Origin of the sequence: Streptomyces sp. NBC_01260, from assembly GCF_036226405.1 — a bacterium.
In the GTDB taxonomy this organism is placed as follows: domain Bacteria; phylum Actinomycetota; class Actinomycetes; order Streptomycetales; family Streptomycetaceae; genus Streptomyces; species Streptomyces laculatispora.
Genome location: NZ_CP108464.1, coordinates 7199054 through 7210975 on the forward strand (window position 1 = coordinate 7199054; position 11922 = coordinate 7210975).

Annotated in this window: 12 protein-coding genes; 11 read left to right on the forward strand and 1 reads right to left on the reverse strand. The window is 70.8% G+C overall.

Annotation, left to right across the window (positions count from 1 at the left end):
* Positions 1-23: 23 nt before the first annotated feature.
* The 9 genes from mltG to nusB all read left to right on the forward strand — a co-directional run bounded on the left by mltG (position 24) and on the right by nusB (position 9364).
* The gene (gene mltG / locus OG322_RS32180) at positions 24-1859 is read left to right on the forward strand and encodes an endolytic transglycosylase MltG (RefSeq protein WP_329307322.1); all 1836 of its coding nucleotides are present in this window, start codon (positions 24-26) and stop codon (positions 1857-1859) included.
* Entirely contained in the window at positions 1856-2683 is an 828-nt protein-coding gene (locus OG322_RS32185; protein WP_123468374.1) for a shikimate dehydrogenase, read from the forward strand. The genes mltG and OG322_RS32185 overlap by 4 nt, the downstream gene beginning before the upstream one ends.
* A 144-nt stretch (positions 2684-2827) precedes the next feature.
* Positions 2828-4012 (forward strand): chorismate synthase, encoded by a 1185-nt coding sequence (gene aroC / locus OG322_RS32190; protein ID WP_123468372.1) that lies wholly within the window; start codon positions 2828-2830, stop codon positions 4010-4012.
* A complete protein-coding gene (gene aroB / locus OG322_RS32195) occupies positions 4009-5643 on the forward strand; it encodes a 3-dehydroquinate synthase (RefSeq protein ID WP_124286547.1) in 1635 nt (544 codons plus the stop codon). Before aroC ends, aroB begins: the two co-directional genes overlap by 4 nt.
* Positions 5640-6080: a type II 3-dehydroquinate dehydratase gene (gene aroQ, locus OG322_RS32200; protein ID WP_123468368.1), complete on the forward strand. Its 441-nt coding sequence runs from the start codon at positions 5640-5642 to the stop codon at positions 6078-6080. The genes aroB and aroQ overlap by 4 nt, the downstream gene beginning before the upstream one ends.
* A gap of 139 nt (positions 6081-6219) precedes the next feature.
* Positions 6220-7128: a Pro-rich N-terminal domain-containing protein gene (locus tag OG322_RS32205; RefSeq protein WP_329307323.1), complete on the forward strand. Its 909-nt coding sequence runs from the start codon at positions 6220-6222 to the stop codon at positions 7126-7128.
* 78 nt (positions 7129-7206) lie between these two features.
* Positions 7207-8313: an aminopeptidase P family protein gene (locus OG322_RS32210; protein ID WP_123468364.1), complete on the forward strand. Its 1107-nt coding sequence runs from the start codon at positions 7207-7209 to the stop codon at positions 8311-8313.
* Positions 8314-8363: 50 nt separating this feature from the next.
* On the forward strand, positions 8364-8930 hold the full coding sequence (gene efp / locus OG322_RS32215) for an elongation factor P (RefSeq protein WP_024490947.1): 567 nt from the start codon (positions 8364-8366) through the stop codon (positions 8928-8930).
* A gap of 2 nt (positions 8931-8932) precedes the next feature.
* Positions 8933-9364 (forward strand): transcription antitermination factor NusB, encoded by a 432-nt coding sequence (gene nusB, locus OG322_RS32220; RefSeq protein ID WP_024490948.1) that lies wholly within the window; start codon positions 8933-8935, stop codon positions 9362-9364.
* 168 nt (positions 9365-9532) lie between these two features.
* Here the strand turns inward: nusB and bldD are convergent, their stop codons facing one another.
* Positions 9533-10033, reverse strand: a complete 501-nt coding sequence (bldD, locus tag OG322_RS32225) for a transcriptional regulator BldD (RefSeq protein WP_014157378.1) — start codon at positions 10031-10033, stop codon at positions 9533-9535.
* A gap of 221 nt (positions 10034-10254) precedes the next feature.
* On the opposite strand from bldD, the gene pyrR reads away from it, so the two are divergent.
* A complete protein-coding gene (gene pyrR / locus OG322_RS32230; protein WP_123468362.1) occupies positions 10255-10839 on the forward strand; it encodes a bifunctional pyr operon transcriptional regulator/uracil phosphoribosyltransferase PyrR in 585 nt (194 codons plus the stop codon).
* Positions 10840-10926: 87 nt separating this feature from the next.
* On the forward strand, positions 10927-11922 hold the full coding sequence (locus tag OG322_RS32235; protein WP_123468360.1) for an aspartate carbamoyltransferase catalytic subunit: 996 nt from the start codon (positions 10927-10929) through the stop codon (positions 11920-11922).

An 11922-nucleotide genomic window follows, 5' to 3' on the forward strand; every position in this document is an offset into this window, starting at 1 on the left:
CGTCTCGCGGCTCAAGGGGATCGATGACTGAGTATGGCCGGGGCCCCGGCTCCGAACCGTGGCATCCCGAGGACCCCTTGTACGGGGACCAGGGATGGGGAGGCCAGCAGCCTGCCCACGGCCAGAGCCAGTACGGCGGCCAGCAGCAGCCTTACCCGCAGGACCCGTACGCCGCCCAGCAGCCGCAGGACCCGTACGCCGCCCAGCAGCAGCCGCAGGACCCGTACGCTCAGCAGCACCAGTCGCAGGATCCTTACGCGCAGCAGCAGCACCAGGATCCCTACGCGCAGCAGCAGCAACACCAGCAGCAGCCGCAGGACCCCTACGCGCAGCAGCAGGACCCTTACGCCCAGCAGCAGTACCAGCAGCAGCAGCCGTACGGTGCCCAGCAGGACCCGTACGGTCAGCAGCCTCCTTACAACGGCGGCTGGGACACCGGCCAGCAGGCGGCCGCGATGCCGTACGAGGGCCAGCCCGCCGCCACGTACGGCTACGGCGAGACTCACGACTACTACGGCACCCCTGAGGCCTACCCGCCTCCCCAGCCCCCCGGCCGTCGCCAGGCCGCGCCCGAACAGGCACCCGAACAGGAGCCTGCGCAGGCACCCGAACAGGAGCCTGCGCAGAACCCCGACTGGGACCCCGAGGTCCAGCCGGAGGAGACCCACCCCTTCTTCACGGGCGTGGACGACGGCGACGCCAAGGACGACGACTACGACGACGACCCCCGCGAGTCCCGCCGCGGAGGCGGGGACGAACGCCGGGGCAAGGGCAAGAAGAAGGGCCGCAGCGGCTGCGCCTGCCTGGTCGTCTCCCTCGTCCTGGTCGGCGGCCTGGGCGGAGCGGGCTACTTGGGCTACTCGTTCTACCAGGACAAATTCGGTCCGGCGGAGGACTACGCGGGCAGCGGCTCGGGGTCCGTCGAGATCGAGATTCCCAAGGGCTCGTACGGGTACGACATCGGCAACATCCTGAAGAAGCAGGGTGTGGTCAAGAGTGTCGACGCCTTCGTCTCCGCGCAGAACGAGAACCCCAAGGGGAAGTCGATCCAGGCCGGCGTCTATCTCCTGCACGAGAAGATGTCCGCGGCCGAGGCCTTGAAGATGATGATCGACCCGAAGAGCCAGAACCTGCTGATCATTCCGGAGGGCACCCCCAACCGGACCGTCTACGCCTCGATCGACAAGAAGCTGGGCGTGAAGAAGGGCACGACGGGTGAGGTCGCCAAGAAGGAGTCGGGCAACCTCGGACTGCCCGACTGGGCCGACGGCCACCGGGACGTCCTCGATCCCCTGGAAGGGTTCCTCTACCCGGCCGCCTACCCGGTCACCAAGGGAATGAAGCCGGAGGCCGTCCTGAAGAAGATGGTCTCGCGCGCCAACGAGGAGTACGACAAGGCCGACCTGGAGGCCAATGCCAAGAGGCTCAAGCTGCAGAGTCCGTGGCAGCTGATCACGGTCGCCAGCCTCGTCCAGGCCGAGGGCAAGTACAAGCACGACTTCGACAAGGTCTCGCGCGTCGTCTACAACCGGCTGAAGCCCAACAACACCGAGACGAACGGTCTGCTCGACTTCGACTCCACCGTCAACTACGCGAAGAAGCAGAGCACGCTCGACACGGGTGCGGTCTCCAGCCTGCGGGAGTTCAAGCACCCGTACAACACGTACTACATCCACGGTCTGCCGCCCGGCCCGATCAACAACCCCGGTGACGCCGCACTCCAGTCGGCCATCAAGCCCACCCCGGGGCCCTGGTACTACTTCGTGTCGGTGACCGAGGACAAGACCCTGTTCGCGGTGACCAACGCCGAGCACGAGCGCAACCGTGCGAAGTACCAGAAGGGAGGGGCGGGAGAGTGACCGGCCCGCACCGGGCGGCCGTCCTCGGCTCGCCCATCGCCCACTCGCTCTCCCCGGTCCTGCACCGGGCCGCGTACGCCGCACTCGGCCTCGACGACTGGTCCTACGACCGCTTCGAGACCGACGAGGCCGCGCTGCCCGGGTTCGTCGAGGGGCTGGACTCCTCCTGGGCCGGGCTCTCGCTGACCATGCCGCTCAAGCGGGCGGTCATCCCCCTGCTGGACGAGATCAGCGAGACCGCCTCCTCGGTCGAGGCCGTCAACACCGTCGTCCTCACCGCGGACGGCCGGCGGGTCGGTGACAACACCGACATCCCCGGCATGATCGCCGCCCTGCGCGAGCGGGGCGTCGAGAAGACGGAGTCCGCGGCCGTCCTCGGCGCCGGAGCCACCGCCTCCTCCGCCCTCGCCGCCCTCTCCGAGATCTGCACGGGAACGGTCACGGCCTACGTCCGCAGCCGGGAGCGCGGTGACCAGATGCGCGGCTGGGGCGAACGGCTCGGCGTCGACGTCCGCATCGCCGACTGGGCGGAGGCCGAGCAGGCACTGCGGGCCCCGCTGGTCATCGCGACCACTCCGGCCGGGGCCACGGACGCGCTGACGGGATCGGTCCCGAAGGCTCCCGGCACGCTTTTCGACGTGCTGTACGAGCCGTGGCCGACCGGACTTGCAGCCGCCTGGGCGGCCCATGGCGGTGCAGTCGTCGGAGGTCTCGATCTCCTGGTGCACCAGGCGGTCCTCCAGGTCGAGCAGATGACGGGCCGTACGCCCGCGCCGCTGGCGGCCATGCGACAGGCCGGCGAGCAGGCACTGGCCGCCCGCTGACCGTGTTCCCGGCGGTCTGATCCGTCCGTCTGCTGGACCGGCGGCGGGACGGTGCCCCCGTCCGTGGGAGGATCGGGGGCGGCGGGCCAGGGCCGCGCACCCGGTCGCGCCGTTGGATTTCAGGCGCGAGCATGAGGAGCACCGTTGAGCAGGTTGCGCTGGCTGACCGCGGGGGAGTCGCACGGCCCCGCACTGGTGGCGACGCTGGAGGGTCTTCCCGCCGGTGTCCCGGTCACCACGGAGATGGTGGCGGACGCGCTCGCCCGGCGGCGGCTCGGATACGGCCGCGGCGCTCGGATGAAGTTCGAGAAGGACGAGGTCACCTTCCTCGGCGGAGTGCGGCACGGCCTGACCATGGGCTCGCCGGTCGCCGTGATGGTGGGCAACACCGAGTGGCCCAAGTGGGAGCAGGTCATGTCGGCCGACCCGGTCGACCCCGACGTACTGGCCGCCCAGGCCCGTAACGCCCCGCTGACCCGCCCCCGGCCCGGTCACGCCGACCTCGCCGGCATGCAGAAGTACGGCTTCGACGAGGCCCGGCCGATCCTGGAGCGCGCCAGCGCCCGCGAGACCGCGGCGCGCGTCGCACTCGGGGCCGTCGCCCGGTCGTACCTCAAGGAGACGGCCGGCATCGAGATCGTCAGCCACGTCGTCGAACTGGCCGCGGCCAAGGCGCCCTACGGCCTCTACCCGGTCCCCGCCGACGTCGAGAGGCTCGACGCGGACCCGGTGCGCTGCCTCGACGCCGCCGCGAGCAAGCGGATGGTCGCCGAGATCGACCAGGCCCACAAGGACGGCGACACCCTCGGCGGTGTGGTCGAGGTGCTGGCGTACGGAGTGCCGGTCGGCCTCGGTTCGCACGTGCACTGGGACCGCCGGCTCGACGCCCGGCTCGCCGCCGCGCTCATGGGTATCCAGGCCATCAAGGGCGTCGAGGTCGGCGACGGCTTCGACCTGGCCCGGGTGCCGGGTTCGCAGGCGCACGACGAGATCCTGGTGACCGAGGACGGCATCAAGCGGGCATCCGGCCGCGCCGGCGGCACCGAGGGCGGGCTCACCACCGGCGAGCTGCTGCGCGTCCGCGCCGCGATGAAGCCGATCGCGACCGTGCCGCGCGCCCTGGCCACCGTCGACGTGGTGACCGGTGAACCCGCCAAGGCCCACCACCAGCGCTCCGATGTCTGTGCCGTTCCGGCCGCCGGTATCGTCGCCGAGGCGATGGTCGCGCTGGTGCTCGCCGACGCGGTCGCGGAGAAGTTCGGCGGCGACAGCGTCCCCGAGACCCACCGCAATGTGCAGTCGTACCTCGACCACCTGCAGATCCGATGAGCGCCCCGCTGATCGTCCTGGTCGGCCCGATGGGTGTCGGCAAGTCCACCGTCGGTGAGCTGCTCGCCGCACGGCTCGGCACCTCCTACCGCGACACCGACGCGGATGTCGTCGCCACGGCCGGAAAGCCGATCGCGGAGATCTTCTACGACGAGGGCGAGGACCGGTTCCGCGAGCTGGAGAGCGGGGCCGTCCGGGCCGCGGTCGCCGAGCACACGGGCGTGCTCTCGCTCGGCGGCGGCGCCGTCCTCGACGAGACGACGCGCGCCCTGCTGGCAGGCCATGCCGTCGTCTATCTCTCGATGGACGTCGACGAGGCGGTCAAGCGGGTCGGGCTGAACACCGCGCGTCCGCTGCTCGCCGTGAATCCGCGCCGGCAGTGGCGCGAACTCATGGAGGCCCGCCGCCACCTCTACACGGACGTGGCCCGCGTGGTCGTCGCCACCGACGAGCGCACACCGGAAGAGGTCGCCCAGGCGGTCCTCGACGCACTGGAACTGCCGGACGCGCCGTCGTCCGGCCGGGAGAACGCAACGATGACGGACCAGGGCCCCACACGCATCCAGGTCGCCGGCAGCGCGGGCACCGACCCGTACGAGGTGGTGATCGGCCGGCAGCTCCTCGGCGAGCTGCCCACGATCATCGGTGACCGCGTCAAGCGCGTCGCGATCCTGCACCCCGAGGCGCTCGCCGAGACCGGCGAGGCGGTCCGCCAGGACCTCGCCGCCCAGGGCTACGAGGCCATCGCCATCCAGCTGCCGAACGCCGAGGAGGCCAAGACCGTCGAGGTCGCGGCGTACTGCTGGAAGGCGCTCGGCCAGACCGGCTTCACCCGCACCGACGTCATCGTCGGCGTGGGCGGCGGCGCGACCACGGACGTCGCCGGGTTCGTCGCGGCGACCTGGCTGCGCGGCGTGCGCTGGATCGCCGTACCCACCACCGTGCTCGCCATGGTGGACGCGGCCGTCGGCGGGAAGACCGGCATCAACACCGCCGAGGGCAAGAACCTCGTCGGCGCCTTCCACCCGCCGGCCGGAGTGCTCTGCGACCTCGCGGCCCTCGACTCGCTGCCGGTCAACGACTACGTCAGCGGCATGGCCGAGATCATCAAGGCCGGCTTCATCTCCGACCCGGTGATCCTCGACCTCGTCGAGGCGGACCCGCAGGCCGCCCGTACGCCCGCCGGACCGCACACCTCCGAGCTGATCGAGCGCGCCATCCGGGTCAAGGCCGAGGTCGTCTCCAGCGATCTCAAGGAGTCCGGGCTGCGCGAGATCCTCAACTACGGCCACACGCTGGCCCACGCCATCGAGAAGAACGAGCGCTACAAGTGGCGGCACGGTGCGGCCGTCTCGGTCGGCATGGTCTTCGCCGCCGAACTGGGCCGGCTGGCCGGACGCCTGGACGACGCGACCGCCGACCGGCACCGCACCGTCCTGGAGTCCGTCGGACTGCCGCTCACCTACCGCGGCGACCAGTGGCCCAAGCTGCTGGAGAACATGAAGGTCGACAAGAAGTCCCGCGGCGACCTGCTGCGCTTCATCGTCCTGGACGCCCTCGGCAAGCCCACCGTCCTGGAGGGACCCGACCCGGCCGTTCTGCTCGCCGCCTACGGGGAGGTGTCCGCGTGACCCGCAGGGTGCTGGTGCTCAACGGTCCGAACCTCGGCCGGCTGGGCTCCCGCGAGCCCGATGTCTACGGAGCCACCTCGTACGCCGGGCTCGTCGACAGCTGCCGCACCCTCGGCAAGGAGCTCGGCTTCGACGTCGACGTCCGGGAGACCAACGACGAGGGGGAGCTGATCCGCTGGCTCCACGAGGCCGCGGACGGTTCAATTCCGGTCGTTCTCAACCCGGGCGCCTTCACGCACTATTCGTACGGAATGCGGGACGCGGCGGCCCAGCGCACCGCCCCGCTCATCGAGGTGCACATCTCGAACCCGTACGCGCGCGAGGAATTCCGCCACAACTCCGTGGTCGCACCGGTCGCCACCGGGACGGTGGCCGGGTTCGGCATCGGTTCCTACCGGCTCGCCCTGCGCGCTCTCGCGGACGAGCTGACGGACTGACGGACTGACGGACCGGACGGCCGACGTGGCCGACGGGGCACTCCGTACCGTCCCCGGCCGTTCCCTGTGTGGCGGCCGAGGACGGTACGGTTGCCGTTCCACCAGCGCCAGTTGCCTGTACGAGACGGAGTGCCACCGGATGCAGCACGCAGTGGGGGCACCGCTGCCGCCGCCCCAGGGACCCGGAAACGGGCCCGTCGGCTGGTCGCACCAGGCCCAGCACCCCGGCCACCCCGGTCCGCCGGTTCCACCCCCGGCCGGCCCCCCTGGCCCGCCCCCGGCGAGCCGTCCCCTCCCGCCGCCCCCGGCCGGACACCCCGCCCCGCCGCCCCCGGCCCCGCCCGCCCAGCAGAGGCAGAGCCAGGGCTGGAGCGGGCCCGCACCGCACCAGGCGCCGGCGCCGGTCTCCAGGGAGACCACCGGGCACATCCAGCTGCCGCCCGGAGGGCCCGTACCGCTGCCCGCGCCGCCCGCCGAGCCCGGGACCGGCACCGCGACCCTCGCCGTGCTCCTGATCGGCCCGGCAGGCGCCGGAAAGACCACCGTGGCCAAGCTCTGGGCCAGCCGGCGCCGGGTCCCCACCGCCCACGTCAGCCTCGACGACGTCCGCGAGTGGGTCTGCTCCGGTTTCGCCGACCCGCAGGCGGGGTGGAACGACCAGTCGGAGGCCCAGTACCGTCTGGCCCGCCGCACCTGCGGCTTCGCCGCCCGTAACTTCCTGGCCAACGGCATCTCCTGCATCCTCGACGACGCGGTCTTCCCGGACCGCCCCGTGGTCGGCCTCGGCGGCTGGAAGCGCCATGTCGGCCCGGGGCTGCTGCCCGTCGTCCTGCTGCCGGGCCTGGAGATCGTCCTGGAACGCAACGCCGCCCGCCGCGGCAACCGCCGCCTCTCGGACGAGGAGGTTGCCCGGATCCACGGCCGGATGGCCGGCTGGTACGGCTCCGGGCTGCCGATCATCGACAACTCGACGTACGACGTGGAGACCACCGCCCGCGTCCTGGACGACATACTCGCCCGTTCCGTAGCCAGCCCCCCGGCCTGGTAGCGCCCACCGCCCGCCGTACCGCCCCCGGTCGGGTGCGCTGACCGGGCGGGCCCGCGCCCGCGCTCGTACGCTCGATGTATGTCAGAGGTGTACGCCGTCCGCCGCGGGCTGCTCCGCGACCGGTGCGCCGCCGTCGGATCCGCGGCCGCCCTGGTCTCCCGCCCCGCCAATGTCCGCTACCTGGCAGGGGGAGCGCCCCCGGGCGCCGTGCTGCTGCTCGGTCCCGACGAGGACGTTCTGCTCTGCCCGCGCCCACCGACCGGCGATCCGGCCGACGGACGTACCGACGAACAGCTCCGGGTGGACCTGCTGTCGGTCACCGGCGGCGATCCGGTGGTCGCCGCGGCGGATCTGGCCACCTCCTGCGGCGCCGAGTCCCTGGCCGTCGAGGAGCACGATCTGACGGTGGCCCGGCACCGGGCCATGGGCGCGGTCGCCCCCAAGCTCCGGCTGGCCGACCTCGGGGTCACCGTCGAGCAGCTGCGCATCGTCAAGGACGAGGAGGAGATCGGCTGCCTGCGGATCGCCGCCGAGATCACCGACCAGGCGCTCGGCGAACTCCTCGAATCGATCCTGGTCGGCCGCACCGAACGGCACCTCGCGCTGGAACTGGAGCGCCGGCTGGTGGACCACGGCGCCGACGGCCCCGCCTTCGCCACCTCCGTCGCCACCGGTCCCAACTCCGGCCGGGGCCGTCACAGGCCCTCTGACCGAAGGGTGGAGGAAGGAGATTTCCTCTCCGTCTGCCTCGGTGCGAACTACCGCGGCTACCGGTGCGAGATCGGCCGTACCTTCGTCATCGGAACGGCTCCGGCCGACTGGCAGATCGAGCTCTACGACCTGGTTTTCGCCGCTCAGAGGGCTGGACGGGAGGCACTTGTGCCCGGCGCCGCCTACCGCGACGTGGACCGTGCGGCCCGCCACCTGCTGGATTCCGCGGGGCACGGTGAGGGGCTCCCGCCCCGGACCGGGCACGGGGTGGGGCTCGAAATCGTCGAGGACCCGCAGCTGGCACCTGCGGCCATGGGTAAACTGGACGCTTGCGTGCCGGTCACCGTCGAACCGGGGGTTCACCTCCCGGGCCGGGGCGGGGTCCGGATCGATGACACGCTCGTCGTGCGCCCCGAGGCGGACGGCGGACCCGAGCTACTCACCATTACGACCAAGGAGCTGCTCGCGCTCTAGCGCGGATCCTCGGTCGTTCCACCAGCTTCAGTCCAGGAGATTCCGCAACCGTGGCTTCCACGAACGACCTCAAGAACGGCCTGGTGCTCAAGCTCGACGGAGGCCAGCTCTGGTCCGTCGTCGAGTTCCAGCACGTCAAGCCCGGCAAGGGCCCCGCCTTCGTGCGCACCAAGCTCAAGAACGTGCTCTCCGGCAAGGTCGTCGACAAGACGTTCAACGCCGGTGTGAAGGTCGAAACGGCCACCATTGACCGACGCGACATGCAGTTCTCGTACATGGACGGCGAGTACTTCGTCTTCATGGACATGGACACCTACGACCAGCTGATGGTCGACCGCAAGTCCGTCGGCGACGCCGCCAACTTCCTGATCGAGGGCTTCACCGCCTCCGTGGCGCAGCACGAGGGCGAGGTGCTCTACGTCGAGCTGCCGGCCGCCGTCGAGCTCGTCATCCAGCACACGGACCCGGGCGTCCAGGGCGACCGTTCCACCGGTGGCACCAAGCCCGCCACGCTGGAGACCGGTTACGAGATCGGTGTCCCGCTCTTCATCACGACCGGCGAGAAGATCAAGGTCGACACCCGCTCGGGCGATTACCTCGGCCGGGTGAACAGCTAACCGTGGCTGCCCGGAATACGGCCCGCAAGCGCGCCTTCCAGATCCTCTTCGAGGCCGACCAGCGCGGTGAGTCCGTGCAGACGGTCCTCGCGGACTGGGTGCGGCACTCGCGGTCCGACACCCGTCAGCCGCCGGTCACCGAGTACACGATGGAGCTTGTCGAGGGGTACGCGCAGTACGCGGACCGGATCGACGACCTCATCGTCACCTATGCGGTGGACTGGGAGATCGACCGGATGCCGGTCGTCGACCGGAACATCCTGCGGCTCGGTGCGTACGAGCTGATCTGGGTGGACGCGACCCCGGACGCGGTGGTGATCGACGAGGCGGTCCAGATCGCCAAGGAGTTCTCCACCGACGACTCCCCGTCCTTCGTGAACGGCCTGCTGGCCCGTTTCAAGGACCTCAAGCCGAACCTTCGCCGGGAGCAGTAGCTGCCGGCGGTGCTCAGCCGACGAAGGGCCCGCGGTCGAGAGACCGGGGGCCCTTCGTCATACTCCGGCCCACCCGCCGTGACCGGGTCCGGAAAACAGGAACGCCGGAGCGGCGGGGCATCCGGGAAAGGGCCCCGCCGCTCCGGCGGCACGTTTCTGCTGGGGTGCTCAGCCCTCGTCGTGGGCGACCGCGCGGCGCGCGTCCGCGTCCAGCACGCCCCAGCTGATCAGCTGTTCCGTGAGCACGGACGGCGACTGGTCGTAGATGACCGCGAGCGTGCGCAGGTCGTCCTGGCGGATCGACAGCACCTTGCCGTTGTAGTCACCGCGCTGGCTCTGGATCGTCGCCGCGTAGCGCTGCAGCGGTCCGGCCTTCTCCGGCGGGACGTGGGCGAGGCGCTCCAGGTCCAGGACGAGCTTCGGCGGCGGCTCGGCAGCTCCGCCGGGCGTCGTGCCGGGCAGGAGCTCCTGCACGGGGACCCCGTAGAAGTCGGCCAGCTCGGCCAGGCGCTGTACGGTCACGGCACGGTCGCCGCGCTCGTACGATCCCACCACGACGGCCTTCCAGCGGCCTTGGGACTTCTCCTCGACGCCATGGAGGGAGAGGCCCTGCTGGGTGCGGATGGCACGGAGCTTGGCCCCGAGCTGCTTTGCGTATTCGCTGGACATAAGGCTCCCGGGACGCTGGAACATTTCGCGGCTCCGCCGCGTGGCTGGTAACTCACTGTGAGGTTACGCAGCGTTACTTGGGTGCGTCAAGCTGAAAGATTCGGACCGGTACCTCCCGGGGGTGCGACCAGGGCCCTGCACAAGCCCTGGTAACGTGGATGACGCAATTTCGACGTCCTTTAAGATCCGTCCAGTGAGGCGGAGAAGGAGGTCCGTTTCTTATGGACGCACAGCACGACGCCACCGGCAATGCGGCACGCCCCGTTCTCGAGGCTCCCGACATCGCCCGAGTACTGACCCGTATCGCCCACGAGATCGTCGAACGCGCCAAGGGCGCCGACGATGTGGTGCTTCTCGGCATCCCGACCCGGGGCGTGTTCCTCGCCCGCCGGCTCGCCGACAAGCTCGAAGAGATCACCGGCCGGAAGATGCCGGTGGGCTCCCTCGACATCACGATGTACCGCGACGACCTGCGGATGCACCCGGCACGGGCCCTGGCCCGCACCGAGATCCCCGGCGAGGGCATCGAGGGCCGCCTGGTCGTCCTCGTCGACGACGTCCTCTTCTCCGGCCGTACGATCCGCGCCGCGCTCGACGCGCTCGGCGACATCGGCCGGCCCCGCGCGGTGCAGCTCGCGGTCCTCGTCGACCGCGGACACCGCGAACTCCCGATCCGCGCCGACTACGTCGGCAAGAACCTCCCCACGTCGCTGCGGGAGACGGTCAAGGTCCAGCTCGACGAGGAGGACGGCCGCGACGCCGTGCTGCTCGGTGTCGGGCGCACCGCCCCGGCGGGCGAGCAGTAGCTGCACATCCCGTACGGCTCACCTGCCGTACGGCGGCTTCCGCACGCCCGCACGCCTGAACCCTCCAGCCACCCGGAGAACACCCAGATGAAGCGCCACCTCATCTCGGCCGCCGACCTCACCCGCGACGACGCCGTCCTGATCCTCGACACCGCCGAGGAAATGGCCAGGGTCGCGGACCGGCCGATCAAGAAGCTCCCCACCCTGCGCGGCCGGACCGTCGTCAATCTCTTCTTCGAGGACTCGACACGGACCCGCATTTCCTTCGAGGCAGCCGCCAAGCGGCTGTCCGCCGATGTCATCAACTTCTCCGCCAAGGGCTCGTCCGTCTCCAAGGGGGAGTCGCTCAAGGACACCGCCCTGACCCTGGAGGCGATGGGCGCGGACGCCGTCGTCATCCGGCACGGCGCCTCCGGCGCTCCCTACCGGCTGGCCACCTCGGGCTGGATCGACGGTGCGGTCGTCAACGCCGGTGACGGCACCCACGAGCACCCCACCCAGGCCCTCCTGGACGCGTTCACCATGCGCCGCAGGCTGGTCGGGGCCGACGCCGGACTCGGCAAGGACCTCGACGGCCGCCGGATCACGATCGTCGGCGACATCCTGCACAGCCGGGTCGCCCGCTCCAACGTCCATCTGCTGACCACCCTCGGCGCCCACGTCACCCTGGTCGCTCCGCCGACCCTGGTCCCGGTCGGCGTCGAACAGTGGCCGTGCGACGTCAGCTACAGCCTCGACAAGGTGCTGCCGGCGTCGGACGCGGTGATGATGCTCCGGGTGCAGCGTGAGCGGATGAACGCCGCGTACTTCCCGACCGAGCGGGAGTACTCCCGCCGCTACGGCCTGGACGGCGAGCGGATGGCGAAGATGCCCGAGGACGCCATCGTCATGCACCCCGGCCCGATGGTCCGCGGCATGGAGATCACCGCCGAGGTCGCCGACTCCGACCGCTGCACGGTCGTCGAGCAGGTCGCCAACGGGGTCTCCATCCGGATGGCCGTGCTCTACCTGCTGCTGGGCGGCTCCGGACCCGCCGCCCCTTCCCACCCGTCGCCCGCCGCCCGTACCGAGGAGAACAAGTAA

What these genes read in the sequence shown, in the direction of transcription:
- aroB (WP_124286547.1), top strand. Translation starts at nt 4,009, where the DNA reads ATGAGCGCCCCGCTGATCGTCCTGGTCGGCCCGATGGGTGTCGGCAAG.
- mltG (WP_329307322.1), top strand. Translation starts at nt 24, where the DNA reads ATGACTGAGTATGGCCGGGGCCCCGGCTCCGAACCGTGGCATCCCGAG.
- OG322_RS32235 (WP_123468360.1), top strand. Translation starts at nt 10,927, where the DNA reads ATGAAGCGCCACCTCATCTCGGCCGCCGACCTCACCCGCGACGACGCC.
- pyrR (WP_123468362.1), top strand. Translation starts at nt 10,255, where the DNA reads ATGGACGCACAGCACGACGCCACCGGCAATGCGGCACGCCCCGTTCTC.
- OG322_RS32205 (WP_329307323.1), top strand. Translation starts at nt 6,220, where the DNA reads ATGCAGCACGCAGTGGGGGCACCGCTGCCGCCGCCCCAGGGACCCGGA.
- bldD (WP_014157378.1), bottom strand. Translation starts at nt 10,033, where the DNA reads ATGTCCAGCGAATACGCAAAGCAGCTCGGGGCCAAGCTCCGTGCCATC.
- OG322_RS32210 (WP_123468364.1), top strand. Translation starts at nt 7,207, where the DNA reads ATGTCAGAGGTGTACGCCGTCCGCCGCGGGCTGCTCCGCGACCGGTGC.